Below are 26,121 nucleotides of genomic sequence, written 5' to 3'. Positions count from 1 at the left end.
ATGACCTCCTTCCTCAAGCACCTCGGCGGTCACGCCGGCCGCATCGTCCTGGCCCTGGTCTTCGCGCTCCCGCTCCTCTTCATGCTGGTCTCGTCGTTCAAGCCGGACGACCAGATCTTCAGCGACCTCGGCTCCCTGCGCGCCTTCCTCCCGGTCGGCGCCCTGTCCCTGGACAACTACACCAGCGTCTTCGACCGCGTCCCAGCCGCGCGGTTCCTGCTGAACTCCGTACTGATCTCCTCGATCACCGTGGTCCTCGGCATCATCGTCAACAGCCTCGCCGCCTTCGCCCTCTCCCGGATGCGCTGGCCCGGCCGCAAGGCCGTCCTGACCGCGATCATCGCCACGCTCATCGTGCCCTTCGAGACCTTCGCCCTGCCTCTGGTGTGGTGGGTCAACCAACTGCCGCTGCTCCGCGTCAACGGCTTCCACCTGGAGTGGACCACCGGCTGGATGGACACCTACCAGGTACAGATCGTGCCGTTCGTCGCGAACGCCTTCTCGATCTTCTTCTTCCACCAGTACTTCCAGAGCATCCCCAAGGAACTCGACGAGGCAGCCATCGTGGACGGCGCCGGCTGGTTCACCATCTACCGGCGCATCGTCATGCCGCTGTCCGGCCCGGCGGTCGCCACCGTCGCCATCCTCACCTTCCTGCCCGCCTGGAACTCCTACCTGTGGCCGCTGATGGTCGTGCAGAGCGAGGAGCTGCGGCCGGTGATGGTCGGCATCTCCTACTTCTTCCAACTCAACGTCGGCTGGGGCCAGATCATGGCGTACTCCTCCATGATCACCGTGCCGATCCTCGCCCTGTTCGTGGCCTTCCAGCGCTCGTTCGTCAACAGCATCGCCTCCACCGGCGTCAAGGGCTGACCGCGCTCCGCCCACCCCCACACCGAAAGGACCCCTGCGTGTCCGTCCTGCCCGCAGACCCCCACCTGCCCGCCGTACACCTGCGCCCGCCCCGCAACTGGATCAACGACCCCAACGGGCTGGCCTTCCACGACGGCCACTACCACGTGTGCTTCCAGTACAACCCGTACGGACCCGAGCACGCGAACATGCACTGGGGCCACTTCCGCAGCCCCGACCTGCTGACCTGGGAGGAACTTCCCGTCGCCCTGACCCCCACACCGGGCGGCGAGGACGCCGACGGCTGCTTCTCCGGCAACGCCGTCTCCGACGGCGACCGCCTGATCGCCTTCTACTCCGCCTACCGCATCGACCGCTGGGCCCAGCCCGTCACCACAGCCGAATCCCGGGACAACGGTGTCACCTGGACACCCCGGGGAACTCTGCTCGTCCCCGAGCTGCCCGACGGCGCCACCATGTACCGCGACCCGTACGTCTGGCGGGAGGCCGGCCGCTGGCGCATGCTCGTCGGCTCCGCCCAGGCGGACGGCCAAGCCGCAGCACTGCTCTACGAGTCCGAAGACCTGGAGCAGTGGGGATACCAGGGGCCGTTCCTGGCCGGGGCCCCTCAGCTGGTGGCACCGGACGCCGACACCGGGCTGGGCTGGGAGTGCCCGCAGTACCTGCACACGAACGGACGCGGCGCCCTGATCCTCGGCGCCTGGGACCCGGAACTCGGACCCCGCCGCACCGTGGTCTACCCCGGCCGCGAGAAGGACGGCCGCTTCCTCGCCGAGACCCCCACCCTGCTCGACCACGGCCCCGACTTCTACGCCCCCGCTCTGCTGCCCGCCCCCGACGGACGGTGGCTGCTGTGGGGCTGGGCGTGGGAGGCCCGCGACCCCGAGTGGGTACGCGAGGCCGGCTGGGCGGGGCTGCTGACCTTCCCGCGCGAGGTGACACTCGCCGAGGACGGCTCCGTACGACAGCGACCGGCCGCGGAACTCCTCGCGCTGCGCGACGAGCGCGCGGTGACCGTCGCGGACGAGACCACGGGAACGGTCGTACTGGGAACGGTAGGCCCGAGCTTCGACCTCACAGCCCGACTGGAGCCCCGCACCGCCGGCACCGCATCCGGACTACGGCTGGTCACCTCTGCCGACGGCGCCGAGTACCTCGACGTCCGGATCGACCCCGACGCCGGAGAACTCGTCGTCGACCGCAATCACGCCTCCCTCGACCCCCGAGCACACGGCGGCACGTTCCGCATCCCCTGTCCCGAGGCACGGGCCGCGGCCGGTACTCCGGTCGAACTGCGCCTGGTGGTGGACAGGTCCATCGCCGAGCTCTACCTGCCGTCGGGCCAGGCCCTGACTCTGCGGTTCTACCCCACCGGCGGCACACCCTGGCGGATCGAGGCCCGGACCGAAGGCGAAGGAGTCCTCGGCTACACGGTCGGGGCCTGGAACCTGCGTCCGTACACCATGCGGTACGCGAGCGACACAAACGCCGAGTCCACACGGGCGGACGTCGGTCTCGTCCACCCCTGATCACGCATGGGGTCCGGTCACCGGCCGGGCCCCTACGCGGACAGCGAGACCTCACGCTTCGATCGCGCTCTTCGACCCGGAAGACCGACACCTCCTCGCAGCCCCTCTCCCCGAAGTCGGCCCGCTCTATCGCCTCGGCGGCGTCCACCCCGAGCAGGCCCGCGTCGCGGGGCCGCTCCGAGCCACCGGTCCCCGAGTTGTACGGTCGCCGATAAGCCCTGCCCCATGCGCTTCTGCAACGGCGGCCTCCGGCCAACGCTCGCTTTCAGGGCACGGCCGCTCGCCAGCCACCCATAGGGGCTCTCCCACGCCTCCGCGTCGACGGCGTACCCATAGCGTGCCCACAAGACCGGTGAACCACAGTCAACAACGGTGCAATCCTGCGCCCTCGGGCGCCGTGCCAGATCACATACGCCCAGACCAGAAGCTATCCGGCGCCCCAAGCGCCATCGTCCCCAGCTACGTACAGGCGAACGTCCCCGACTGTCAGGCCACTTCGCGTGTCCAGCCCGGCGCTCACCGGGCGCGCGCGGCGCAAGTGACGTCCGTGGCCGGGAGGCGGCCGGTGGCGAGGTAGGTGTTGACCGTGGCGTCGTCACGATCCACCGCCGGTCTCGGGTACCGGTTTGCCCGGTGGCGTGAAGGCGGCGAGCACCGTGGCGGTGATGTGGTCGGCGGCACGGTCGGAGGTGAGGCGGCCGGCGCGGATCTCCTCTGCCGCGCTGTGCATGACCGAGTGCAGGACGTTGACCATCCAGGTGATCGGCAGGTCCGTACGGAAGGCACCCTCGGCGCGGCCGCGGGCGACCAGCGCCTCGACGCGGGCGGCGGGCCCGGCATGCAGTTCGCGGATGCGTCCGGCGGGAAGTTCGCGTTGGGCTGCGGCGAGCAGTGCCCGTGCCTGGTCCACCAGGTGCCAGCCGGCCTCGATGTACCGGGCCAGGGCGAGCAACGGGTCACCGGTCAGGTCGACCGTGTCCAGCACCTCGTTGCCCCGGTCGATGGCGCGGCTCATCGCCGCGTCGACGACCTCCGCCCGGGTGGTGAAGTGCGCATACAGCGTCACCCGGCCCACTCCCGCGGCCCGCGCGATCTCACTCAGGCTCGCCTCCGGGTTGCGTCCGAGGCATTCCGTCGCGGCCTGCACGATCGCCTCGATGCTGCGCAGAGCGTCCGCACGTTTGGCGGCCGTGGAGTTCTTGCTGCCCATGCGCCTATGAACACAGTTGTATGACTTAGTGACGAGGGGTGAGCGTCATGAGCAACACGGAAACCACCACCGAACGCGCGCCGGATGCACCGCATCCGCTGCGCTGGCCGACCCTGGGGCTGCTCGGGCTGGCCCAACTGATGCTGATCCTCGACATCACCGTGGTCGCGATCGCTCTGCCTGACATGGGTTCCGGACTTGATTTGGGCCGCGCGGCGCTGACCTGGGTGGTCAGCGGATACGCCCTCACATTCGGGAGCCTGATGCTGCTCGGCGGCCGGGCCGCGGACCTGTTCGGTCCGAGGCAGGTCGTGCTGGCCGGGCTCGCCTTGTTCACCGCCGCGTCGCTGGCCGCCGGACTCGCCACGGGCGCCCCGCTGCTGCTCGCCGCGCGAATCGCTCAAGGGGCGGGCGCCGCGATGCTCTCGCCCGCCGCCCTGTCCGTGGTGGTGCGGCTGTTCGACGGCGACGAGCGCAACCGCGCGCTGGGCATTTGGTCGGCGCTCGGCGGCGGGGGCGCCGCCCTCGGCGTGCTGCTGGGCGGGCTGATCACAGCAGGTCCGGGCTGGGCCTGGGTCTTCTTCGTCAACGTCCCCGTCGGCCTGGTCGTCCTCGTCTCGCTCGCCCGGATCCTGCCCCGCCTGCCCCGCGCGGCCACCGGCTCCCTGGACATGCCCGGTGCCGTCCTGGTCGCCGCCGCGACGGGCGCCCTCATCTACGCCCTGATCCGTGCCGGCGACCACGGCTGGCTCGACATCGTCACCTTGGCCCTGGTCGCCGCCGCGGCAGCCGTCTACGTGGCTTTCGCCCGCCGGCAACGTCGGGCGGCGACACCGCTGATCGACCTGCGTCTGCTCGGCCGGCGCCCGGTGGTGGCGGGGACCTTCGTGATCGCCGTCACCACGGCGCTGATGGTGGGGGCCTTCTTCCTCGGCTCCTTCTACCTCCAGAACCACCAGGGCCACGGGGCCCTGATGACCGGTGTGCTGTTCCTACCGGTGGCGCTGCTGACCATGGCTGCCGCCGCGGCCGCCGGCCGCGTGATCGGCCGCCTGGGGGCAAGGCTGTTGGCTGTGGTCTCCCTCGCGGTGGCAGCTGCCGGGTTCCTCGTGCCGGTGCTCTGGTCGGGAACCGCCGCGATGGTCACCGGCGTGAGCGTGGCCGCGGCGGGACTGGGGGCCCTGTTCGTCGTCGCCTCGGCCACCGCACTCGCCGGTATCGCTCCCCACGAGGCCGGTGTGATGTCGGGCATCGTCAGCACCTTCCACGAGTTCGGCGCCTCGGCCGGCGCCGCGGCCGTCTCCAGCGCCGCCGCCACGAGCATCGCCGCACACACCGGCGCCCGGACCGCCTCCGGCTTCGACGACGCGTTCCTCGTCGCCACGGGCATGGCAGCGGTCTCCGCCGTCATCGCCCTGCGGCTGATTCCCGCCAAGCACCGGTAAGCCCACAAAGGCCGGCAAGGATCGGCGCGCCCAGTACTTCCACAGCCGCAGCGCAGCCGAAGCCAGGACCGCCCCATGCATCCCGCCTGCCACGGCACCCGGCGACGCCATTCACAACGGAGCGGGCGTACCGCACACCCTCGAAGTGCTCACGGAGGCACTGGATGAAGAACGGCAAGCGTCGGCTGCTGACGGCCGGCATCACCGCGGCAGGTGTCGGCGCGGCACTGGCCGCGGCTCTCCTGATCGGCGGCCCCCAGCAGGACAGTGACGAGAGGCGAACCGACCGGCAGGAGGAGGTCGCCGAGCGCGGTCGGAACGTCATGCCCTTCGACCTCGAACAGACCACCCACCACTTCACCCCCACCGAGACGGGCGGGGTCCAGGACGTCGTCGCCGACCAGGCCGACGACGCCAAGCAGGTCGACCTCATACGCACCCACCTCCAGCAGGAGGCCAAGGCGTTCAGCCAGGGCGATTTCGGTGACCCCGCCCAGATCCACGGCGCCGGCATGCCGGGCCTGGCGGAACTTCAAGACGGCTACAAACACATCGAGGTGCGCTATCGGGAGCGGCCCGACGGGGCCACTCTCACCTACACCACCAAGGAACCCGCCTTGGTGGACGCCCTGCACGACTGGTTCGAAGCACAGCTCGGCGACCACGGCGACCACGCCGAAGCAGGACACTGACCAACGGGCCGAGCCGGCGCAGGCCCATCACCGCGCACCTCGCACGATCGGAAGTGGACAGCTTGAACGACCCGTATGAAATAAGGGTGGGTGTGCCCTCCGTCGAGGTCTTCCGCCGCCTGCGCACCGATGCCGGCCTCTCGGACAAGGATCCCGAAGCTGTTGCGCTGGCGCTGCCCAACACCTGGCACGGGGTGCTCCTCCATCACCAGGGGGAGCCCATAGGCATGGGGCGCATCATCGGTGACGGCGGTACCGCGTTCCAGATCGTCGACGTGTGCGTACACCCCGCACACCAGGGGCGCGGTCTCGGCAAGCGCATCATGGCCGCGCTCACCGAGGAACTGGAGCGCCGGGCGCCCGCCACCGCCTACGTCTCCCTGATCGCCGACGGCCCCGCCCGCTTCCTCTACGAGAAGTTCGGCTTCGCCGACACCGCCGCGCACGACTCGGTCGGCATGTACCGCGTAATGCACAGGAGCCATGGGGCGAGCGGATCACGGGCCAGGCCGTAGCCGACGCTGGGGCGGAAGGACAGGCTCGCACGAGGCTCAGCTCTGGGTCGGGGACTGGTGGTGGGTGCCAAACAGGTCCAGGCCGATTGAGGGCACGTCGCCCCCGTGGCCACTTGTCAGGCCGCGGGAGACGAAGTGAGACGCTCGGCCAGTGTGGCCGCGAACTCCTCGGCACGGGAGAGCTGGGTACGCAGGTCCTCGACCCGCTGCTGGGCCGCCTGCTCGAAGCCGCGGATCCGCTCCAGCAGTTCCTCGCGCTCCTCGGGCCGCAGCTCCTCGCCCGAGTCGAGGCGGTCGGTGGCCTCCAGCAGGGCGCGCATCTCGTCGAGGGCGAAGCCGAGGGGCTTCATCCGGCGGATGACCATCAGGCGCGCGACGTCGGACTCGGTGTAGAGGCGGAAGCCGCCCTGGGAACGAGCGGAGGGGATGACGAGGCCGGTCTCCTCGTAGTGCCGGATGGTGCGCAGCGACAGCTCGGTCCGGGCGGCGACCTCGCCGATCTGCATGTGCTCGCTGCTCACGCGGGGTGCCTTCCTCGTCTCTCGCTACGGCCGCGCACTGCAGCCGCCGATCTCTACTCTAACGTTAGGGTAGAGTTGCCCCGGTGTTGGGCCGGCTGCCTGCCGCGCCCATTCCATGGTGCGGGATGCCGTCCCGTGACCATCAGCCATGTCGGGGCCGACGAAGCCCCCGGCGAAGACCGTGGTCCGCGAAGCAGGAGAGAGCGTGCGCATGCCCATGATGCCTGGCGCCGCTGCCTGCCTGCCGTGACCCTTCGCCCCCAAGCAGCGCCCGACGCCGTTGCGGGTCGCTTCACTGCTGCCCCCTGACTTCGTGGCAGGCCGGCCCGGCCTGCCATGTCTTCCTGTGCGCCCGCCGTGATGCCGGGTGCGCCCGAGCACGACAGGTTCCCCGTCTCTTGTCCTCCTCCGCACTGTCCCCGGCCGCCTGGCTGCGCGGCTCCCGACGCCCGACCTGGCTGTCCGATCCGAAGGTGCTGCGCACCGAGGTGCTGGCCGGGCTCGTGGTCGCCCTGGCGCTGATCCCGGAGGCGATCTCCTTCTCGATCATCGCCGGAGTCGATCCGGCCATCGGCCTGTTCGCCTCGTTCACGATGGCCGTGACCATCGCGATCGTCGGCGGCCGACCGGCCATGATCTCCGCGGCTACCGGTGCCGTCGCTCTGGTCATCGCCCCGCTCAACCGCGAGCACGGCTTTGGCTACCTCGTCGCGGCGGTCGTCCTGGCCGGCGTCTTCCAGATCGTCCTCGGCGCGCTCGGCGTGGCGAAGTTGATGCGGTTCGTGCCGCGCAGCGTGATGGTCGGCTTCGTCAACTCCCTCGCGATCCTGATCTTCATGGCGCAGGTGCCGGAGATGACGGATGTGCCCTGGGCCGTCTATCCGCTGATCGCGGCGGGGCTGGCGCTGATGGTGTTCTTCCCGAAGGTCACCACGGTCATCCCGGCGCCGCTGGTGTCCATCGTCATCCTGACCGTCATCACCGTCGCGGCCGGGATCGCCGTACCGGCCGTCGGCGACAAGGGCGAACTGCCGTCCTCCCTGCCCGTGCCGGGGCTGCCGGACGTGCCGTTCACCCTGGACACCCTGACGACCGTCGCCCCGTACGCGCTCGCCATGGCCATGGTCGGCCTGATGGAGTCGCTGATGACGGCCAAGCTGGTCGACGACATCACCGACACCCACTCCTCCAAGACCCGCGAGTCCGTCGGCCAAGGCGTCGCCAACATCGTGACCGGCTTCTTCGGCGGCATGGGCGGCTGCGCCATGATCGGCCAGACGATGATCAACGTAAGGGTCTCCGGCGCCCGCACCCGCCTGTCGACGTTCCTGGCGGGCGCGTTCCTGATGGTGCTGTGCATCGTCTTCGGGCCGATCGTCTCCGACATCCCCATGGCCGCGCTCGTCGCGGTGATGGTCATGGTGTCGGTGGCCACCTTCGACTGGCACTCCATCGCCCCGAAGACCCTCAAGCGGATGCCGGCCGGGGAGATCACCGTCATGGTCGTCACCGTCGCGTGCGTGGTCGCCACCCACAACCTCGCCATCGGCGTCGTGGTCGGCTCCGTCACCGCCATGGTCGTCTTCGCCAAACGCGTCGCCCACCTCGCCGAGGTCACCGCCGTCACCGACCCCGACGGCGGCACGGTCGTCTACCGGGTGACGGGCGAGCTGTTCTTCGCCTCCTCAAACGACCTCGTCGGCCAGTTCGACTACGCCACCGACCCCGACCAGGTCGTCATCGACCTGTCCGCCGCCCACATTTGGGACGCCTCCTCCGTCGCCGCTCTGGACGCCATCGAGACCAAGTACGCCCAGCGCGGCAAGACCGTCGAGATCATCGGGCTGAACGAGCCCAGCGCCCGGCTCCACGAGACGCTCAGCGGCGAGCTCACCGGCAGCCACTGACCGGCGGGTCCGCGTATCGAGGGCCGCGGAAAGATCGTTCTCCGCGGTCCTCACGTTTCCCACAGCAGGGCCTCGCCCGTCCCGGCTCCCTCGAAGCAAGTCCCGCGCGCCACCGCCGTAACAAGCGGTCCGACGGGGACGCTCGTGCCGGGCCCGAGAGACGATGCGGTCCGGTCGGCGCGGGTGTCGCCGAGGACGGACTCGCCGCGATGACGCGGCGGCGCTTCGACGGACGCGCAGGGGTGGTCGCACTTCCGTGCCGCCGCACCGGCGCACCAGCACACCCCGCCGACAGCAACATTCCTGCGGTGAGTCGGGAACCTCCGGGCGCCCGACGGCGTTCCTGTCACTGATGGCCGGACGAGCCGAGCATCGGCTCGCAGTGCCCAACTGCTGATTGCGTACGACGACTTGACCGGGGGGCAAGAGGCGTGCAGCAACACCGCGCACACCCCACGCGTCCGGCCGCCGTCGTACTCTCCGCGCTGCTCGCGGTCCTGACCTTCCTCCTGCCGGTGTCGGCCAAGTCGGCGTCCCGCCTGTCCTCGACGGGCACGGCCGCGACGGCGACCGCGCAGGCGTCCGCGACCGCCGACGCGCAGCGACCCGTCACCGTGGCGCACCCCGCGCTCGCCCCCGCCCACGCCCCGGCCGTGCCGTACCCGATCCACGGCTTCCTGGGCCCTGGCTCCGGGGAGGCAGCCCCGCACCGCGCTGTCGGCGGCCCCGCTGTGGCCGTGGTGGTCGCGTCCGCGGGAGCGAGCCGGGGCGGGCACGTGTGTCGGCCGCGCGGGCCACCGTCGCGATGGAGCACTGAAGTCCGTATCGACGCCTGACCGTTCGCCTCCGCGCCCGGCGCAGACGTCGGTTCCGTCTGCCTGCCCATCGTGGAGAACTCATGTCTCGCGCGCCCATGTGGCGGGCGATCGTCGCCCTAGGTGTGATCGCCGCCTCGCTCTTCTTCGCTCTCACTCAGTCCCCCCGCCTCGGCCTCGACCTGCGTGGCGGCACCCAGATCGTCCTGGAGACCAAGGACTCACCCGTCGTCAAGGCTGATGCCGAATCGACCCAGCGGGCCCTGGAGGTGCTCCGCCAGCGGGTCGACGCGCTCGGCGTCTCCGAGCCGAGCCTGTACCGGTCCGGACAGCAGCGGATCTTCGTCGAGCTGCCCGGCGTGCAGGATCCGCGCGAGGCCGCCGAAGTCATCGGCCGTACCGCGCAGTTGACCGTCCACCCGGTGCGGGGCGCGACGGACAAGCAGGACGAGAACAAGGGGAAGCCCGCCAAGGACGGCTCGCGCACCCTGGCCGACCCCGACCAGAAGGGGGCGTTCCTCGAGCTCGGGCCCACCGCCCTCACCGGCGAGGGCGTCAAGGACGCCGAGGCGGTACTCGACCAGCAGACGATGTCGGGCTGGATGGTCAACCTCACCTTCCGCGGGCAGGCGGGCGAGGACTGGGCACGGGTCACCGGGGCGGCGGCCTGTGCCCCGCAGGGCGCCCCCGAGCGGCGCGTCGCCATCGTCCTGGACGGCAGGGTCCTCTCGGCGCCCGGCGTCAACGCGGACGTGGCGTGCGAGGTCGGCATCTCCGGCGGCTCCACGCAGATCACCGGCGGCTTCGGCCGGGAAGAGGCCCGCGAGCTGGCCGCGCTCGTCAAGGGCGGTGCGCTGCCGGTACCCGTGGAGGTCGTGGAGCAGCGCACCGTCGGCCCCACGCTCGGTGCCGACGCCATCGCCGCCAGCACTCAGGCCGCGATCATCGGGCTCGCCCTGACCGGGCTGTTCATCCTCGTCGTCTACCGGCTGCTCGGCGCCCTGGCCACCTTCGCGCTCGCGCTGTACGGGCTGATCTCCTACGCCGCACTGGTCGCCCTGGGCGCGACCCTGACCCTGCCCGGACTCGCCGGTTTCGTCCTGGCGATCGGCATGGCGGTGGACGCGAACGTGCTGGTCTTCGAGCGTGCCCGCGAGGAGTATCTGGGAGTCCGCGCCCTGAAGTCGGCACCGGCCGCCTCGGCGCACCTGGACAAGCCGCTGCGCACCGGCTTCGGCAAGGCCTGGAGCGCGGTCGTCGACTCGAATGTGACCACGCTGCTCGCGGCCGGGCTGCTCTTCTTCTTCGCGACCGGACCGGTCAAGGGCTTCGGCGTCACGCTCTCCATCGGTGTCCTCGTCTCGATGATCTCGGCCCTGGTGATCACCCGGGTCCTCGCCGACTTCGCGATCCGGCGCCGCTTCGTGCGCGACCGGCCCGGCCTGACCGGGATCACCTCCACCGGCCGGGTGCGTTCGTGGCTCGCGCGCCGCAAACCCCGCCTGGTGCATCACCGGCGCCGCTGGCTCGGCGTCAGCGCGCTGCTGATCGTGGTCGCCGTCGCCGGGATCGGCCTGCGCGGCCTGGACTTCGGGGTGGAGTTCACCGGCGGGCGCCTGGTGGATTACAGCACCAGCAGGCCTGTGGACGTGGACGCGGCGCGCACGGCGGTCGCGGACGCCGGGTTCCCGCACGCGGTGGTGCAGGAGTCGGGGGACGGGGACATCTCGGTACGCACCGGTGAGCTGAGCAACGACCAGCAGCACACGATCCAAACGGCGCTGGCGAAGGAGGGCGGCGAAATCACCGTCGAGCGGGACGAGTTGATCGGCCCGAGCCTCGGCGACGAACTGCGCCGGCACGCGCTCATCGCGCTCGGCATCGCCGTCGCGGCCCAGCTGATCTACCTCAGCGTGCGGTTCCGGTGGACGTTCGCCGCCGCGGCGGTAACGGCCATGGTGCACGACGTGCTGCTCGTGGTGGGCCTGTTCGCCTGGCTCGGCAAGCCCGTCGACAGCGTCTTCCTGGCGGCCCTGCTCACGGTCATCGGGTACTCCGTCAACGACACCGTCGTCGTCTTCGACCGGGTGCGCGAGGCGCGCCGCCGCGATCCGTCGGCGGACCTGGAGACCACCGCGAACAACGCCGTCATCCAGACGCTGCCACGCACGGTGAACACCGGTATGGGCGCGCTGTTCATCCTGGCGGCCCTGGCCGTGCTCGGCGGTGACTCGCTCACGGACTTCTCGGTGGCGCTGATCGCCGGCGTGGTGATCGGTATGGCGTCGACGGTGTTCACCGCCGTGCCGATCGCCGTGCAACTCGAGGGCAGCCATCCGGCGCCGCCGGTGCGCCCCGGGCGCAGCGAGGACAGCGGGGCGCGCGGTCCGCTGGAGCGACGCGGGCGGGCGCGGGATTCAGGCGCTGTGGTGTGAGGACGCGCGCAGGCTCGCGGGGATGACGTGGAGGGCCGTGGAGGGCCTGGTCGTATCCCCGCCGGCCGCCTGGTCATACGGGCTTGCCCTACCCCGTATGCCGCCTGGACGGCATCCAGTGGCTTCACCGGATGCGGTGCTTCGTCCAGAAGGGGTCCAGGTCGGTGTCCGTCACGGACTGTGCGGCCTTCTTGAAGTCGGCGGTGGTGGAGACGCCGTACCAGTGGTCGCGGACGTACCGCTTGAGGAGCCGCGCCATCGTGTCGGCTCCGATGGTGCGCTCCAGGCGGGCCAGGGCGCAGGGGCCGGCCGTGTAGATGAGGTGGTATTCGCCTGGGTGCTTGCTCCAGTAGGCCATCGAGTTGGTGAGCGCGGTCTGCTCGCTCGGCCAGTCGGCGTCGGACCAGCAGTCGCTTGTGTCCCAGCCGTAGAAGCGTGCGTTGGCGTATTGGGCGAAGCTCTCGTCCAGCCAGGGTGCGCCGTATTCGTCGTTGCCCACGATGCCGTACCACCACTGGTGGGCCACCTCGTGGACGACGGCGCCGCCCTCTTCGGTGGTGCCGAGGATGACCAGGCCGGGGTACTCCATACCGCCGCCGAAGTCCTTGGTCATCACGAAGTCGATCTCGCCGTAGGGATAGCGGCCGAACTCCTTGCCGAACCGGTCCACCGCGGCGACGCCGTCCTTGCGGTTGAGGCGTACACCCGCCGCGGGCGTGTTCGGCGCCCAGTACGACTTCACGCGCACACCACCGGGCGAGGTCTCCGTCGCCGTGCGGAACGGTCCCGCCGCCCACGCGAAGTCCCGCACCCGCTGCGCGAGGCTGTGCGTGACCGTGCGCCCGGGCTTGCCGTGGCTGGTCCAAGTGCGGCCCGTCGCGGGGACCTTGAGGGCCGACGGGTGGTCGATACGGACACGGAAGTCGCTCGCCAAGGCGTAGAAGCTCTCGCCGGTCGACACATAGGGATCGAGGTGCCATCCCTTCGCATCGTGCACGGCGAGCACCGGCAACGCATTGCCCAGGAAGCGGAACGCGCCCTCGCGACCGAAGCGGTCGTTGCGCTGGGGCACAGTGATGGACACGTCGAAGGAGACGGCCGTCCGCTCGCCGCGCGCGAGCGGCTTCGGCAGGGTGATGCGCACCGCGGTGCAGTTCACGGTGAGGCGGCCCGCACTGCCACCGCGCACCTTGGACATCCTGACCGGGGGCGGCTTGCCCGGCGTGCCGCACTTGTCGACGCCGTTGCCCCACAGACGTACGTACACCTCACGCAGGGGCCGGTCGGAGGCATTGCGGAACGACACCCGCTGCCGGCCGGTCCAGTGGGAGCCGTCGGCGTCGCCGCGCAGGGACACGTCGTAGCGAAGCCGATCGGGCGTTGCGGCCTCGGCCTCAGCCTTGGGCGCCGGTTCCGTCACGGCACCGGCACCCGTGGCGCCCGCCGCCACCAGCAAGGCGAGCGGGACAACGAGCAGACGACGAGCGGCACTTGACCACCACACGGGTGCGCGTAATGACGACATGGCAGCGGATCCTGCCACACCGGTCCGACAATCGGCGGTTGCCGGCACTCCGGCTGCAGGCCGTGCAAGCGCCGCCGCTTCCCAAGCTGGGAGCGCGAGTTCGCTTCCTCCGGACCTCAGACGGCGACCACGGCCGGTTCGCCTGCGGGGTCGGCGTCGCCAAGGGCGGCGAGGTACCGCTCGGCGTCCAGGGCCGCCGCACAGCCGGAGCCGGCCGCGGTGATCGCCTGGCGGTAGGTGTGGTCGACCACGTCGCCCGCGCCGAAGACACCCGGGATGTTCGTGCGCGTGGAGGGGGCCGCGACCTTCAGGTAGCCCTCGCCGTCCAACTCCAGTTGGCCGGTGACCAGGTCGGTACGCGGGTCGTGGCCGATGGCGACGAAGAGTCCGGTGGCGGAGATGCGCGAGGTCTCGCCGTTGACGGTGTCGCGCAGGGTGAGCCCGGCGAGCTTGCCGCCCTCCTCGTGGATCTCCGCGACCTCGCGGTTCCAGGCGAAGGAGATCTTCGGGTCGGCGAAGGCGCGGTCCTGCATGGTCTTGGAGGCCCGCAGGGTGTCGCGGCGGTGGACGATCGTCACGGACTTGGCGAAGCGGGAGAGGAAGGTGGCCTCCTCCATCGCCGTGTCGCCGCCGCCGACCACCACGATGTCGTGCTCGCGGAAGAAGAAGCCGTCGCAGGTGGCGCAGTACGACACGCCCCGGCCGGAGAGTGCGTCCTCGCCCGGGAGGTTGAGCTTGCGGTGCTGCGAGCCGGTCGCCACGATGACGGCCCTGCCCCGGTGGACCGTACCCGCACTGTCGGTGACGGTCTTGACCGTTCCGGTGAGGTCGACCTCGATGACATCGTCCGGGACCAGTTCGGCGCCGAAACGCTCGGCCTGGGCCCGCATGTTGTCCATCAACTCCGGGCCCATGATGCCGTCGCGGAAGCCGGGGAAGTTCTCCACCTCGGTCGTCTGCACCAGGGCGCCGCCCGCCGTGACCGCGCCCTCGAAGACGAGCGGCTTCAGGGAGGCGCGGGCGGTGTAGAGGGCGGCGGTGTAACCGGCGGGGCCGGAGCCGATGACGATGACGTCGCGTATTTCCGTCCCCGTGCCCGCACCCGTAGCCGTACCCGTGCCAGTGCTCGTGCTCACGCCTGGGGCTCCGGCGCGATCTCCTTGATCAGGCCCTCGACCAGCACCCTGATCTCGTCCCGGATCGGGCGGACGGCCTCGACACCCTGGCCCGCCGGGTCCTCCAGCTGCCAGTCCAGGTAGCGCTTGCCCGGGAAGACCGGGCAGGTGTCGCCGCAGCCCATGGTGATGCAGACGTCCGACTCCTTGACCGCGTCGACGGTGAGCATCTTCGGGACCTCGGCGGAGATGTCGATGCCGACCTCGGCCATGGCCTCGACGGCGGCCGGGTTGACGTTCTCGCCCGGGTTGGACCCGGCGGAGCGGACCTCGACGCGGTCGCCGGCCAGGTGGGTCAGCCACGCGGCGGCCATCTGTGAACGGCCGGCGTTGTGGACGCAGACGAACAGCACGGAAGGCTTGTCGGACATCAGAGGTCTCTCTTGTCTCGCAACAGAACGGGCACGACACATCAGCACCCGGTGGTGTCAGTCACCGCTGATGTGACAGTATCAGTCCATGATGACGTCAGTCGACACTGATCTGATCCGGGTTCTGGCCGACCCGCTCAGGCTTCGGATCGTGACCCTGCTCGCCAAAGAGACGCTGTGCACCAGCCACCTGGTCGAGGAGACCGGTGCCCGGCAGACCAACCTCTCCAACCACCTGAGAGTGCTGCGCGAGGCCGGGGTCGTCGAGACGGAGCCGTGCGGCCGGTACACCTACTACAAGCTGCGCCCGGACGTCATCGCCCAGCTCGCCGGTCAGTTCGCCGACCTGGCCGAGGCCGCTCGTGCCGCCGCAGAGAACAAGAGGGCCTGCCCATGACCCCCGCCGAAGCCGCCCCGGCCACGGAGTCCGCGCCGACCGCTCCCGCACCCGAGTCCGTCGAGCCCGCGCCGGGCGCCACCCCACCGCGTACTCCCCTGGTCTCCCGGGCCTCCGCCGAACTCATAGGCACCGCCCTGCTGGTGGCGGTCGTGGTCGGCTCCGGCATCCAGGCCACCGAACTGACCGAGGACGTCGGCCTGCAGCTGCTGGCCAACTCCACGGCCACCGTCTTCGGTCTCGGCATCCTGATCCTTCTGCTCGGCCCGGTCTCCGGCGCGCACTTCAACCCGGTCGTCACGCTGGCCGAGTGGTGGACGGCGCGGCGCGGCGGTGCCGGCGTCACGGCCCGCGAGGTCGCGGTCTACGTCCCGGCCCAGATCACCGGCGCGATCGCGGGCGCGATCCTGGCCGACGCGATGTTCGGCGAGCCGCTCGTGAAGTGGTCCACGCACGACCGCTCGGCCGGTCACCTGCTGCTCGGTGAGGTCGTCGCCACCGCGGGCCTGATCCTGCTGATCTTCGGCCTGGCCCGTGCCGACCGGCTGCAGTTCGCCCCCGTCGCCGTCGCCTCCTACATCGGCGCCGCCTACTGGTTCACCTCGTCCACGTCCTTCGCCAATCCGGCGGTGACCATCGGCCGCGCCTTCACCGACACCTTCGCGGGCATCGCACCCGGCTCGCTCCCCGGGTTCATCGGCATGCAACTCATCGGCGCCGTCGTCGGACTGGCGCTGGTGGCCCTCATCTTCATGCCCGGACGATCGGCCGAATGAGCCACACGACACAGGTGGTGGTGATCGGCGGCGGCCAGTCCGGACTCGCCGCCGGCTACCACCTGCGCCGTCTGGGCCTCGACTTCGTCGTCCTCGATGCCCAGTCCACACCGGGCGGCGCCTGGCAGCACGCCTGGGAGTCGCTGCGCCTGTTCTCCCCCGCCGCGTACTCCTCACTGCCCGGCCGCCTCATGCCACCGCAGGCCGGCGAGACCTACCCCGAGGCGCAGCACGTGGTGCAGTACCTCGCCGACTACGAGAAGCGGTACGAGCTGCCCGTCGAGCGCCCCGTACGCGTCCTCGGCGTCCACCGGGACGGCCGACTCCTGCGCGTGGAAACCGACTCCGGCACCTGGCACGCCCGCTCGGTGATCAGCTCGACCGGCACCTGGTGGCGGCCCTTCCTCCCCGCCGTCCCCGGCCAAGGGGCCTTCGGGGGCCGCCAGATGCACACGGTTCAGTACCGCAGCCCGCGCGACTTCGCAGGCCGGCGCGTGATCGTGGTGGGCGGAGGCAACTCCGGCGCTCAGCTCGCCGCCGACCTGGCGTACGACACGGAACTGACCTGGGCGACGCAGCGTCCGCCGCGCTTCCTGGCCGATGACATCGACGGGCGCGCCCTGTTCGACGTGGCTACCGCACGCCGCCGCGCCTTGGACGCAGGACGCACGGACACGGGCGGTGTCGCCTCGCTGGGGGACATCGTCGCCGTACCGCCCGTACGCGAGGTCCGCGACCGCGGCCTTCTGAAGGCGAGCCCGATGTTCTCGCGTCTCGTCCCCGACGGCGTCGAATGGGCCGACGGCACCCGGGCCGAGGCTGACGTGATCATCTGGTGCACGGGCTTCCGTCCGGCCCTGGCCCACCTCTCACCGCTCGGGCTGCGGCACCGGCGCGGCCGTATCCCCATGGCCGGCACCCGCGCTCTGGCCGAACCGCGCCTGCACTTGCTGGGCTACGGCGACTGGACCGGCCCGGCCTCCGCGACGCTGATCGGCGTCGGCCGTGCGGCCCGCGACGCCGCCCGGGAGATCGGCCGACTCCTGGCCGTCGACGGCTGACGCGACGGGCGACGCTCATCACTTCGCGAACCTGCGCGAACGCCGAGGCAAGCCGCCGCGGCGGCAGCCGGTGCAGACAAGGGGCAGGGCGTCAGCTGCCGCGTGTTGCGTCCAAGGACGCGGACACCGCCGTCATCCGCATCCACGGGCCCGGCACGCCGACGGACGCGCCGGCGAGGAAGCCACGGAGTTCGGCAAGCTGTGGAACGTGCGCTCGGTGGCCGTCAGGCCGTAGGGGCGGCTGCCATCAGCATCTGTCCCATCGCGGCCACAACCGACGGCTCCACCCGGTAGTACACCCAGGTGCCGCGCCGCTCGGAGGTGAGCAACCCGGCCTCCTTGAGCTTCTTCAGGTGGTGGGAGACGGTCGGCTGGGAAACGCCGACGTCGGAGATGTCGCACACGCACGCCTCGCCACCCTCGTGCGAGGCGACCAGCGAGAACAGGCGCAGGCGGACCGGGTCACCCAGCGCCTTGAACATCCGCGCCGTCCGCTCGGCCTCCTCGGCCGTCAGCGGTCGTTCGGTGAGCGGAGGGCAGCACGGCGCCACGGCCTCGGCGACTTCGGGTTCCAGCAACGGCAGCGCTCCCATATTCGACATGCATCTATGTTGACACATGTCGAACAAGCAAGGGAGAGGGGAGGCGAGGTTCAGATTCGACACATGTCTATGTTGACGTTCATCAAATCAAGTGCCATGCTGGCCATACAAGCCATCGATGAACATCGAATCAAAGGGGAGTCCTCGTGGCCGTGTCCATCGAAAGCGTGCCCACCACCGACCAGCTGCCCGTTGTCGTCATCGGAGCCGGCCCGATCGGCCTGGCCTCCGCCGCCCACCTCATCGAGCGGGACATCGAACCGCTGGTGCTGGAGGCCGGACCATCCGCCGGCACCGCGGTCCGCGACTGGGCGCACGTCCGGCTGTTCTCCCCCTGGGCCGAGGTCACCGACCCGGCCGCCGAGAAGCTCCTGGCCCCCACGGGCTGGACGCGCCCCGACGACGCCGCCTACCCCACCGGCGGCGACTGGGCCGAGCGGTACCTCCAGCCGCTCGCCGACGTACTCGGCGACAAGGTCCGCTACGGCGCGACCGTGACCGGCGTGGCCCGCGCCGGCCGGGACCGCATCGTCGACTCCGGCCGCGACGAGCAGCCCTTCACCGTGCACATCGAGACCGCGGACGGCCGCGAGGAGCGGATCACCGCCCGCGCGGTCATCGACGCCTCCGGCACCTGGTCCACGCCCAGCCCGACGGGTGCCAACGGCCTGCCCGCCCTCGGCGAGAAGGCAGCCGCCGACCGTATCTCCTACCGCGTCCCCGACCTCAACGACCCGGCCGTCCGCGCCCGCTACGCGGGCAGGCGCACCGCGGTCGTCGGCTCCGGCGCCTCCGCCTTCACCGCGCTCGCCCATCTCGCCGACCTGGCCGAGGAGGAGACGGGCACGCACGCGGTGTGGACCCTGCGCCGAGGCATCAGCGCCAACACCTACGGCGGCGGCGAGGCCGACCAGCTCCCCGCTCGCGGCGCCCTCGGGCTGCGCGCCAAGGCCGCCGTCGAGGCCGGCCACGCGAGCGCGGTCACGGGATTCCGTACACAGGCTGTGGAGCGCGACGGCGACCGGCTCGTCCTCGTCACCGAGGACGGCCGCCGCCTCGACCCGGTCGACGAGGTCATCGTCCTGACCGGCTTCCGCCCCGACCTGTCGTTCCTCTCCGAGCTGCGCCTCGGCCTGGACGAACGCCTCCAGGCCCCGACCGCCCTCGCCCCGCTCATCGACCCGAACGTCCACTCCTGCGGCACGGTCTACCCCCACGGCGTGAACGAGCTCTCGCACCCGGAACAGGGCATCTACCTGGTCGGCATGAAGTCGTACGGCCGCGCCCCCACGTTCCTCGCGATGACCGGCTACGAGCAGGTCCGCTCCATCGCGGCGGCGATCGCCGGCGACCAGGAGGCCGCCGAGCGCGTCGAACTCACCCTGCCGGAGACCGGGGTCTGCGGCGGCGCGGGCCTGTTCGACGAGCCGGAGAACGCCGAGCAGTCCGGCGGCTGCTGCGCCGCCCCCACCACCCTCGAGATCGGCATCGGCGCCCCGGCCACCGCATCCGGCGGCTGCTGAACTCCCCACTCATCCCAGGAGGTTCGCCATGACGTCCCGCGTCCAGCTCGCTCTCCGCGTCCCCGACCTCGCCGAATCCGTCGCGTTCTACACGAAGCTCTTCGGTACCGAGCCCGCCAAACTCCGTGACGGCTACGCCAACTTCGCCATCGCCGAGCCCCCGCTCAAGCTCGTCCTCATCGAAGGCAGCGCGGGTGAGGCGACCCGCATGGACCATCTCGGCGTCGAGGTCGAGACGACCGAAGCCGTCCACGCCGCCACCGCCCGCCTCGACGAGGCCGGCATGGCCACCGATGTGGAGAACGACACCACCTGTTGCTACGCCCTCCAGGACAAGGTCTGGGTACACGGCCCCGGCCAGGAACCCTGGGAGGTGTACGTCGTCAAGGCCGATGCCGACACCCTGGCCAAGGAGCAGGGCAGCACCTGCTGCGCCGCGCCTCGCTGACGGGCCTGGCCCCTTGGGGCCGCGATGTCACCGCGGCCCAGATGGGGAAGGAACCGCTGTGGCCGGGGCGGTCGCGGGCGCGGCGTGCATGATGGCGAAGCGGAACAGCTTCCGATCACGCGCGGACGACGGGGGAATCGTGGCCTACCGACTCAGCTTCTTCTGCCGCTCTGGAGAAGAGAGAAGCGACGAGGCGCTTGATCGCCTGCTGGACCACCTGCTGGAGAGCGGCGACGGTGTGTGGGGCGAGTGGTCGGGGCCGTTCGAAGGTTCCGTGGCCTCGTTCAGGCTCGGTACTTGTAGCAGTGACAGCGAGAGCCCAGTCGCGGACTTGTTGACACTGGAAGTACACGTGGGCGTAGCCGAGATCGCTGAGTCCGTGATCGCCGCATCGCCCAATGACGAGCGGGGCATCTGGGGATGCGACCTGCTGGCCACGGTCACGCTCAGTGGGGACAACCCCGACTGGGCTCTGGTGCACCGCATTTGGGCTGCTGTGGTGGCCCTGTGGAGGGCGGTTCCGTGGGATGAATCCTCCGGATTCGAGATCGCTGCCAAGGGGGCAGCGCGGCGCTGACCCTCACCAAACCGGGTTTCCACCCCACTGCCGACGACGGGGCCGCCGCGGCTACCGCTGCAAAGCGCAGGATCGCCTTCACTCGGCGTGTGGCCGCCAAGTTCCGGCGGCCTCTCGTCGTATAGGACCAGGTCGCCGGGTCAGCGCAGGAAGTCCAGCACTGCCTTGCCGAGTTCCTCCGGCGCCTCTTCGGGCAGGAAGTGGCCGGCTCCGGGGATGACCAGGCCGGTGACGTCCGTGGCCACCATGCGCGGGATCGCCTTTGCCGCCAACATCCTGCCGATGACCGGCAGACGCGCCTGGAGTCCGGCCGCCGCTGCTTGGAGGTGATGCTGCAGGGGCTGCACAGCTGAGCGGCCGCCGGACCCGCGCATGGTCCGCGTCGGCGCCGCGCTGGGCGTGGAGCTGCGCCTCCTTGGCGGAGACTGGGGGTGGGGCCACCTCCTGCGGATACCTCAACACCACGCCTCGCGCTTCTTCGAGGCCAGGCTCTTGCCATATCCATGCAGGTCAGAGGTGTGGAGCCGCCGCGCAGGCGCCGTCGCTTCCCAAGCTGAGAGTGCGAGTTCGATCCTCGTCATCCGGGGACAACCTGACTTCGGCGCAGTAACGCCTACGCGTGCCCCGGCCGTGCCCGATCAAGCGGGGAACACCGGGGAACGACAGTCACTCACGGACAGCACGCAGCACGACGGCCCCTGACCGTTCTGCCTGGTCAGGGGCCGCTCTCACTGCTCACCACGCGGTGGGTGTGGGATTTGAACCCACGGTGACTCGCGCCACGACGGTTTTCAAGACCGTGGACGGATCGACGTTCCCAAAGCGTCGAGTGCACCCACGGCCGCGTGGATGTGAGCCGGACCGCGACGCAACCGTTCTCCTGCGCACCACCAGAACAGTCGCTCCTGTGCATCCTCCATTGGATGCATGCCCAGGCCATGCTCGGGGCACAGGGGCCACGCCTGCCACAAAAGCTCCATGACAGTCTCCTGTGCGGCATCGGCAACGCTCGCCAGCGCAGAGGCAAGGCTGTCCTGCGAGTTCGGGTCCAGGTAATTGCCGTGCCACTCGCCGTTGGCCATGGCGACGTAGACGTTCTCCGGCTCATCCGCGTCGTAGGACGGAAGAGCCAGCAGTTGCAGAGGTTCCAGCTGGGGAAGCGTCACCGCCAGGTCCCGGTTCAGAAGGGCGAGAGCCTGGTCCCACACTGGGTACTCGCCCGGCGAGACGCGGCGAGGCTCAGGGGGGTCGAAAAGAGCGCACATGAGCACCATCCTCCGCCACGCCAGGGACAGCCCCGGCGCCGTGAGTGAAGCAGCCGACCCAGCGCTACCGTCTCAGTTTCCGTCTCATTCAGCCCCGCTCACGGCCGTTCAGACAGGACCGGACGCCAGCCGTCTCCAAGAGGCCAGCCGCCCACGAACCCAGGTGAGGCCCCGGCACCCCCTCCAAGGCCCCACCGACACAGTTGGAAAGCGTGTCGGCATCGGATTGGGTTACGGCCTACCTAGGGCGGCGATGCGTGATCAGCTTGGGATGTGGAGACCATCATCGCCAGTGGCATAGCCGTCCTGGGAACGTTGCTTGGTTCGGGGATCACCCTGGCGTTCCAGCAGCGCACCGCCGACAGAAGCCACCGGTTCACCAGCCAGGAGAAGCTGCGGCAGGAACGGCTCGATGCCTTCTCCGCCTACGCCGGCGCATTGATCAACTACCGCCGCTGCCTGGTTCACCTCTGGTTCTGCGAGCACGAACAGCCTCCACCGGAGGACCCCGACACGGTGCGGATCCGCGCCTACGACCTGCGTTCCAGCGCCCAAGAGGCACTTTTCCGCACGCAGATGCTCACCGATGACGAGACCCTGAGCCAAGCGGCGGAGGACGTGCTCGCAGAGGTAACGACGCTGTCCAGGACAGACAGCAGAACCGAACTCGACGATGCCAGGGTACGGACCCGTGACGACATCAGCCGACTGGTCAGGGCAACCAAGCGATACACCCGCCCCAGAGAGAAACCCCAGGTCAGTAGCCTGCCGGGGTTCAGGACGCCGGGTCCGGGCGGCGGCCGCGGCGCAGTGCGCGGGTGCACCAGCCGATGATCTCGGCGTTGACCTCTGCCCCGAAAGCGACGGCGCTGATGAACATCACGGTGTTCTCCGGCAACACGAGGTACACGAGGCTGGCGGGGGCGGTGGCGAGGAGCGGTATGACGCCCGCCATGGACTCGCCCGAGCTGTCGCCCGCGGTGGTCATGAGCGCCCACACGAGCAGGACGAGACAGACCGCGAGATAGACGAGGCCGACGACGCCGAGGTGGTCGCGTACGCGGCGGAAGTCGGACTTGACGGAATCATGATCGGCGCTGGTCACGGGATGGACTCCTTGGTTGCGTCGCGGTGGTCAGAGCACGGTGGTCAGAGGTGGGTGCCGGGTGGGTTCGGGCGGGCGAGGCCGAGGTCGTACGCGAGGATCGTCGCCTGTACGCGGTCGCGCAGGCCGAGTTTGCGGAGCAGCGCGTTCACGTGCGACTTCACGGTGCCCACGGTGATGCCGAGCTGCTCGGCGATCTCCGCGTTGGTGAGGCCGGCCGCGATCAGGGTGAGGACGCCCCGCTGGCTGTCGGTCAGGCTGTCCAGGTCCGGAGAGCGACCGGCCGGGAGCGCGGCGCGCGGTCCGGACGCGTAGTGGCCGATGAGGCGGCGGGTCGCGGACGGGGCGAGCACGCTCTCTCCGGCCGCCACCACCCGGATGCCCTGCAGCAGTTCGGAGGGGTGCACGTCCTTGAGGAGGAAGCCCGAGGCGCCGGCGCGCAGCGCGTCGAAGACGTACGCGTCGAGGTCGAAGGTGGTCAGGACGAGAACGCGGGGCGCGTCCTGGCGGCCGGTGATGATGCGGGTGGCGGCGATGCCGTCCAGTTCGGGCATGCGTACGTCCATGACGACCACATCAGGGGACAGTTCCTCGGCGAGCCGTACCGCGGCGGCGCCGTCGGCGGCCTCACCGACGACCGTCATGTCCTCCTCGGCGTCGATCACGGCCGCGAATCCCGCTCGTACGATGCCCTGGTCGTCGACGACCAGCACGTTGAGGCTCATCGTTCTCTCTCCTCGTGGCCCGGCGCGACGGCGAGTGGCAGCCGGAGACGGACGGTGCCCTGCGGGCCGGTGGTCAGGGTGCCGCCGAGTGCCGAGACCCGCGTGGTCAGCCGTTCCCGTACAGCCGGGTCGGCGGCGCGGGGCACCCCGGTGGCGGTGAGCGTCAACGTATCGTCGTCCGCGTCGAGTTCGAGCACCGCCGGTTCGTCACCGTCGGCCGCGAGCACGGTCTCGGCGGCGTGGTAGGCGGCCAGGTCGACGGCGGTGGGCAGTCGTTCCGGTACGCGGTCGGTCAGCCGTATCTCGACGTCGCGGCCGGTGGCGCGGAGTTGGTGGGCGAGCAGGTCGAGCGCCTGGAGGGTGGGCTGCGGCCGCAGCTCGGGCGCTGTCTCGCCCTCCCGGACCGTGTCGAGCAGGGCGCGCATCGCGGCCAGGGCCTCGCGGGCGCGGTCCGCTGTCGCGTCGAGCCGGCCGGCTTCCGCTTCGGTGACCATGTCGGCGGTGCGGGCCAGCACGGTGGTTTCCAGGCCGGTGGCGATGCGGCGACGCTCGGCCCAGGCGTCGCGGACGGCTTCCTCGGTCCAGGTGGCGAGGCGCTCGTCCCGGGCGCCGCGGTCGGCTCGTTCACGCCGGTCGCGCAGGGCTCCGGCCCAGCGGGCCACGGCGACCACGAGGGATACGGCGAGTATGGCCGACGCGGGTACCGCCCAGGTGGGAACCGTGGTGCCCCGGTCCAGGACCGCGGCGGTGGCGGCCGCCGCGTGCACGAGTACGGCGGAGAACTCCGCTGGGAGAACGGCGATGCCGGCGCGGGTTGGTGAGGGCTGGTCGCGGCCACGAAGGCCCAGTACGACCCCTCGCCCCTCGGGGGGCGCGATTGCCTGCCGGAGTTGGTCCGTGCCCAGCGCCGCGCAGGTGGCCAGCAGGCTCAGTGCGGGTGGGAGGAGGACCGGGCCGTCGTAGTCCCCCGCCGCCATCGCCACCGGCCACAGCAGGGCCAGGCCGAGCAGCGCACCGTATGCCGTCCGGGGTGCCCTCCGCAGCCACAGCAGGGCGACCGCTTGGGCGGCCGCCAGCAGGGCGAAGAAGACGCCCGCCGATACCCGCGTCCCGCTCGACGCGTCCTGCGCCCGGATGACCAGCGCCGGGAGCAGCGGCTGTACGACCAGGCCGACGGCGGCCGTCAGCTGCGCCAGGCGGTAGCTCCGCGGAACGGACCGCTCCGCCAAGGCCGCGGTCCGGCCGGGCAGGACCGCGGCCACCTCCCAACCGCCCTCCTCCGTCGGCCCGGTGGTCAGGGTGCCGCCCGCCTCCCGTGCCCGCGACCTCAGGAAGGCCTGACCGCGTCCCCCGCCGAGCCCCGCACCGTGCGCCGCCGCACCGGCTGGTGGTGCCGCGCTGGTGACCACGACGTCCGTACGGGTGTCGCCGTACCGGACCCGCACTCTCGTATGCGCACCGGGGGCGTACCGTGCCACGTTGGTCAGCGCCTCGCGCACGATGCCGTACGCCGCGTCCGCGACGGCGCCGTCCGGCAAGGGGTCGATCTCGCAGTCCACCTGCTGGTTCAGTCGGCGGAACGCCTCTACCAGTTCAAGCAGCCGCTGCTCCGGTGACGGCAGGTCCTCGCGGGAGGGCGCCGGAGCCCGTACCGCGCCGAGCGCGCCGGTGACCTCGCGGCCGGTCTCGACCGCGAACCGCAGGGCCTCCTCGGCCAGTTCGGGACGACGTTCGCGCAGCCCGAGGGCCGCTCCCGCCGTGACCACCACGGCCGTCAGATGGTGGGCGCTGACGTCGTGCAACTCCCTCTCCATACGGCGCCGTTCGAAAGCCGGGAGTCGGTGGCGTTCGGCCTCGGCCCGCTTCATCCGCTGTTCGGCCGCCCGCCGCGCGCGGCGGGACCGCCGTACGAGCATGCCGGTGCCGCACACTGCGGCGTACAGCACCGCGGTCAGGACGAGGTCGAGTCCGTCGCGGTCGCTGAGTCCGTGCAGGCTGATGCCCTGCAGGAACTGCCAGGCGGCGAGCGCCACCACGCACAACACCGCGGTGAAGGCGTCGCGTTCGGTCGCCACGGTGAACAGGGCCACCGCGACACCCGCAGTGCCGAGTACCGCCATCGCCCCGACGGGCAGCGGCCCCGCGCCCAGCGCACAGGCGGCGGCGACCACGACGAGCGTGGCCACCGGGCGGACACGGCGAAGAGCGAGCGCCGCCGCCACCACTCCGGCGACCAGGGCCGCCACGAGGAGGGCGGACCCTGGCGGGACGGCCCCGCGCACCAGCGCCGCCCCGGGCCAGACCACGGCCTGGGCGCAGATCAGCAGGACCGGGAGAAGCCGGTCGTCGGTTCGGTTCATGACGGATCTCATGACGGGCTTCATGGCGGGCTTCATGACGGCTCAAGGCTATGGCCGCAGGTGAGCGGCCCGACTCCGGCTGGAGGCGGATCCCGGTCTCTTACCTGGGTTGTAGACGCTCTACCTGCGGTTCGACGCGCCAATCGTCCCGCAGCGCGAGGACGGTGCCGGATCCTCGGCCATAGGCTCGATCACATCGAGAACGCGGTCGGCCACCGCTACTACGACCACTTCCAAAACCGCATCCGCCAGCGGTTCTTCCACGCGTT

Annotated in this window: 23 protein-coding genes, 1 tRNA gene and 1 pseudogene; 15 read left to right on the top strand and 10 right to left on the bottom strand. The window is 70.7% G+C overall.

Annotated elements, in window-relative coordinates:
• Both ACIREI_RS28765 and ACIREI_RS28760 read left to right on the top strand, forming a co-directional pair.
• Positions 1-873, top strand: coding sequence for a carbohydrate ABC transporter permease (locus ACIREI_RS28765; protein ID WP_403338651.1), 873 nt, complete (start codon positions 1-3; stop codon positions 871-873).
• A 38-nt stretch (positions 874-911) separates the two neighbouring features.
• Entirely contained in the window at positions 912-2,402 is a 1,491-nt protein-coding gene (locus ACIREI_RS28760; RefSeq protein ID WP_403338649.1) for a glycoside hydrolase family 32 protein, read from the top strand.
• A gap of 595 nt (positions 2,403-2,997) precedes the next feature.
• On the opposite strand, the gene ACIREI_RS28755 is transcribed toward ACIREI_RS28760, so the two are convergent.
• Positions 2,998-3,612, bottom strand: a complete 615-nt coding sequence (locus ACIREI_RS28755) for a TetR/AcrR family transcriptional regulator (protein WP_403338646.1) — start codon at positions 3,610-3,612, stop codon at positions 2,998-3,000.
• A gap of 47 nt (positions 3,613-3,659) precedes the next feature.
• Between ACIREI_RS28755 and ACIREI_RS28750 the strand changes: the two genes are divergently transcribed.
• The 3 genes from ACIREI_RS28750 to ACIREI_RS28740 all read left to right on the top strand — a co-directional run bounded on the left by ACIREI_RS28750 (position 3,660) and on the right by ACIREI_RS28740 (position 6,264).
• The gene (locus ACIREI_RS28750; protein WP_403338643.1) at positions 3,660-5,057 is read left to right on the top strand and encodes an MFS transporter; all 1,398 of its coding nucleotides are present in this window, start codon (positions 3,660-3,662) and stop codon (positions 5,055-5,057) included.
• Positions 5,058-5,221: 164 nt separating this feature from the next.
• Entirely contained in the window at positions 5,222-5,749 is a 528-nt protein-coding gene (locus tag ACIREI_RS28745; RefSeq protein WP_403338641.1) for an aspartate carbamoyltransferase, read from the top strand.
• A 53-nt stretch (positions 5,750-5,802) separates the two neighbouring features.
• Positions 5,803-6,264: a GNAT family N-acetyltransferase gene (locus ACIREI_RS28740; RefSeq protein ID WP_403338638.1), complete on the top strand. Its 462-nt coding sequence runs from the start codon at positions 5,803-5,805 to the stop codon at positions 6,262-6,264.
• Positions 6,265-6,380: 116 nt separating this feature from the next.
• Here ACIREI_RS28740 and ACIREI_RS28735 read toward each other — a convergent pair whose 3' ends face one another.
• Positions 6,381-6,785, bottom strand: a complete 405-nt coding sequence (locus ACIREI_RS28735) for a MerR family transcriptional regulator (RefSeq protein ID WP_403338635.1) — start codon at positions 6,783-6,785, stop codon at positions 6,381-6,383.
• Between the two features lie 398 nt (positions 6,786-7,183).
• Between ACIREI_RS28735 and ACIREI_RS28730 the strand changes: the two genes are divergently transcribed.
• The 3 genes from ACIREI_RS28730 (at position 7,184) to secD (ending at position 11,942) form a co-directional block, all read left to right on the top strand.
• Positions 7,184-8,692, top strand: a complete 1,509-nt coding sequence (locus tag ACIREI_RS28730) for a SulP family inorganic anion transporter (protein ID WP_403338633.1) — start codon at positions 7,184-7,186, stop codon at positions 8,690-8,692.
• A gap of 431 nt (positions 8,693-9,123) precedes the next feature.
• Positions 9,124-9,528 carry a hypothetical protein gene (locus ACIREI_RS28725; RefSeq protein WP_403338630.1) on the top strand — a complete coding sequence of 135 codons (405 nt, stop codon included), beginning with the start codon at positions 9,124-9,126 and terminating at the stop codon, positions 9,526-9,528.
• A 62-nt stretch (positions 9,529-9,590) separates the two neighbouring features.
• Positions 9,591-11,942 carry a protein translocase subunit SecD gene (gene secD, locus ACIREI_RS28720; RefSeq protein ID WP_403338627.1) on the top strand — a complete coding sequence of 784 codons (2,352 nt, stop codon included), beginning with the start codon at positions 9,591-9,593 and terminating at the stop codon, positions 11,940-11,942.
• A gap of 124 nt (positions 11,943-12,066) precedes the next feature.
• Here the strand turns inward: secD and ACIREI_RS28715 are convergent, their stop codons facing one another.
• From ACIREI_RS28715 to ACIREI_RS28705, 3 genes are all read right to left on the bottom strand, one after another.
• On the bottom strand, positions 12,067-13,467 hold the full coding sequence (locus ACIREI_RS28715) for a M1 family metallopeptidase (RefSeq protein WP_403338624.1): 1,401 nt from the start codon (positions 13,465-13,467) through the stop codon (positions 12,067-12,069).
• Between the two features lie 116 nt (positions 13,468-13,583).
• Complete coding sequence (gene trxB, locus ACIREI_RS28710) at positions 13,584-14,603, bottom strand: thioredoxin-disulfide reductase (RefSeq protein WP_403338621.1); 1,020 nt, start codon at positions 14,601-14,603, stop codon at positions 13,584-13,586.
• Complete coding sequence (locus tag ACIREI_RS28705; protein WP_403338618.1) at positions 14,600-15,013, bottom strand: arsenate reductase ArsC; 414 nt, start codon at positions 15,011-15,013, stop codon at positions 14,600-14,602. Before ACIREI_RS28705 ends, trxB begins: the two co-directional genes overlap by 4 nt.
• A gap of 88 nt (positions 15,014-15,101) precedes the next feature.
• On the opposite strand from ACIREI_RS28705, the gene ACIREI_RS28700 reads away from it, so the two are divergent.
• Genes ACIREI_RS28700 through ACIREI_RS28690 form a run of 3 tightly spaced genes read left to right on the top strand, consistent with a single transcriptional unit; the run spans position 15,102 to position 17,247 of the window.
• Positions 15,102-15,410, top strand: a complete 309-nt coding sequence (locus ACIREI_RS28700) for an ArsR/SmtB family transcription factor (RefSeq protein ID WP_403338615.1) — start codon at positions 15,102-15,104, stop codon at positions 15,408-15,410.
• Entirely contained in the window at positions 15,407-16,186 is a 780-nt protein-coding gene (locus tag ACIREI_RS28695; RefSeq protein WP_403338612.1) for an aquaporin, read from the top strand. The genes ACIREI_RS28700 and ACIREI_RS28695 overlap by 4 nt, the downstream gene beginning before the upstream one ends.
• On the top strand, positions 16,183-17,247 hold the full coding sequence (locus tag ACIREI_RS28690; RefSeq protein WP_403338607.1) for an ArsO family NAD(P)H-dependent flavin-containing monooxygenase: 1,065 nt from the start codon (positions 16,183-16,185) through the stop codon (positions 17,245-17,247). Before ACIREI_RS28695 ends, ACIREI_RS28690 begins: the two co-directional genes overlap by 4 nt.
• 224 nt (positions 17,248-17,471) lie before the next feature.
• Here ACIREI_RS28690 and ACIREI_RS28685 read toward each other — a convergent pair whose 3' ends face one another.
• A complete protein-coding gene (locus ACIREI_RS28685; protein WP_403338605.1) occupies positions 17,472-17,849 on the bottom strand; it encodes an ArsR/SmtB family transcription factor in 378 nt (125 codons plus the stop codon).
• Between the two features lie 152 nt (positions 17,850-18,001).
• Between ACIREI_RS28685 and ACIREI_RS28680 the strand changes: the two genes are divergently transcribed.
• Genes ACIREI_RS28680 through ACIREI_RS28670 form a run of 3 tightly spaced genes read left to right on the top strand, consistent with a single transcriptional unit; the run spans position 18,002 to position 20,397 of the window.
• On the top strand, positions 18,002-19,372 hold the full coding sequence (locus ACIREI_RS28680) for an NAD(P)-binding domain-containing protein (RefSeq protein WP_403338602.1): 1,371 nt from the start codon (positions 18,002-18,004) through the stop codon (positions 19,370-19,372).
• 28 nt (positions 19,373-19,400) lie between these two features.
• Complete coding sequence (locus ACIREI_RS28675; RefSeq protein WP_403338599.1) at positions 19,401-19,820, top strand: ArsI/CadI family heavy metal resistance metalloenzyme; 420 nt, start codon at positions 19,401-19,403, stop codon at positions 19,818-19,820.
• 58 nt (positions 19,821-19,878) lie between these two features.
• The gene (locus ACIREI_RS28670; protein WP_403338596.1) at positions 19,879-20,397 is read left to right on the top strand and encodes a hypothetical protein; all 519 of its coding nucleotides are present in this window, start codon (positions 19,879-19,881) and stop codon (positions 20,395-20,397) included.
• A 743-nt stretch (positions 20,398-21,140) separates the two neighbouring features.
• Here the strand turns inward: ACIREI_RS28670 and ACIREI_RS28665 are convergent.
• Positions 21,141-21,236 (bottom strand) — tRNA-Ser (locus ACIREI_RS28665).
• A 699-nt stretch (positions 21,237-21,935) separates the two neighbouring features.
• Between ACIREI_RS28665 and ACIREI_RS28660 the strand changes: the two are divergent.
• A pseudogene (locus ACIREI_RS28660) lies at positions 21,936-22,394 on the top strand (hypothetical protein); the annotation flags it as partial.
• 43 nt (positions 22,395-22,437) lie between these two features.
• Here ACIREI_RS28660 and ACIREI_RS28655 read toward each other — a convergent pair.
• Genes ACIREI_RS28655 through ACIREI_RS28645 form a run of 3 tightly spaced genes read right to left on the bottom strand, consistent with a single transcriptional unit; the run spans position 22,438 to position 25,852 of the window.
• A complete protein-coding gene (locus ACIREI_RS28655; RefSeq protein WP_403338593.1) occupies positions 22,438-22,767 on the bottom strand; it encodes an SCO4225 family membrane protein in 330 nt (109 codons plus the stop codon).
• Positions 22,768-22,811: 44 nt separating this feature from the next.
• The gene (locus tag ACIREI_RS28650) at positions 22,812-23,492 is read right to left on the bottom strand and encodes a response regulator (protein ID WP_403338591.1); all 681 of its coding nucleotides are present in this window, start codon (positions 23,490-23,492) and stop codon (positions 22,812-22,814) included.
• Entirely contained in the window at positions 23,489-25,852 is a 2,364-nt protein-coding gene (locus ACIREI_RS28645; protein ID WP_403338589.1) for a histidine kinase, read from the bottom strand. The genes ACIREI_RS28650 and ACIREI_RS28645 overlap by 4 nt, the downstream gene beginning before the upstream one ends.
• Positions 25,853-26,121: the final 269 nt, after the last annotated feature.

The organism is Streptomyces sp. NPDC093591 (assembly GCF_044764885.1).
In the GTDB taxonomy this organism is placed as follows: domain Bacteria; phylum Actinomycetota; class Actinomycetes; order Streptomycetales; family Streptomycetaceae; genus Streptomyces.
Note: the sequence above shows the minus strand (reverse complement) of the source record. Positions and strands in the feature narration are given on the sequence as shown.

Coding starts and splice junctions, on each gene's coding strand:
- ACIREI_RS28715 (WP_403338624.1), bottom strand. CDS start 13,467: ATGTCGTCATTACGCGCACCCGTGTGGTGGTCAAGTGCCGCTCGTCGT.
- secD (WP_403338627.1), top strand. CDS start 9,591: ATGTCTCGCGCGCCCATGTGGCGGGCGATCGTCGCCCTAGGTGTGATC.
- ACIREI_RS28645 (WP_403338589.1), bottom strand. CDS start 25,852: ATGAACCGAACCGACGACCGGCTTCTCCCGGTCCTGCTGATCTGCGCC.
- ACIREI_RS28695 (WP_403338612.1), top strand. CDS start 15,407: ATGACCCCCGCCGAAGCCGCCCCGGCCACGGAGTCCGCGCCGACCGCT.
- ACIREI_RS28745 (WP_403338641.1), top strand. CDS start 5,222: ATGAAGAACGGCAAGCGTCGGCTGCTGACGGCCGGCATCACCGCGGCA.
- ACIREI_RS28685 (WP_403338605.1), bottom strand. CDS start 17,849: ATGTCGAATATGGGAGCGCTGCCGTTGCTGGAACCCGAAGTCGCCGAG.
- ACIREI_RS28750 (WP_403338643.1), top strand. CDS start 3,660: ATGAGCAACACGGAAACCACCACCGAACGCGCGCCGGATGCACCGCAT.
- ACIREI_RS28765 (WP_403338651.1), top strand. CDS start 1: ATGACCTCCTTCCTCAAGCACCTCGGCGGTCACGCCGGCCGCATCGTC.
- ACIREI_RS28700 (WP_403338615.1), top strand. CDS start 15,102: ATGATGACGTCAGTCGACACTGATCTGATCCGGGTTCTGGCCGACCCG.
- ACIREI_RS28650 (WP_403338591.1), bottom strand. CDS start 23,492: ATGAGCCTCAACGTGCTGGTCGTCGACGACCAGGGCATCGTACGAGCG.
- ACIREI_RS28675 (WP_403338599.1), top strand. CDS start 19,401: ATGACGTCCCGCGTCCAGCTCGCTCTCCGCGTCCCCGACCTCGCCGAA.
- ACIREI_RS28705 (WP_403338618.1), bottom strand. CDS start 15,013: ATGTCCGACAAGCCTTCCGTGCTGTTCGTCTGCGTCCACAACGCCGGC.
- ACIREI_RS28690 (WP_403338607.1), top strand. CDS start 16,183: ATGAGCCACACGACACAGGTGGTGGTGATCGGCGGCGGCCAGTCCGGA.
- ACIREI_RS28755 (WP_403338646.1), bottom strand. CDS start 3,612: ATGGGCAGCAAGAACTCCACGGCCGCCAAACGTGCGGACGCTCTGCGC.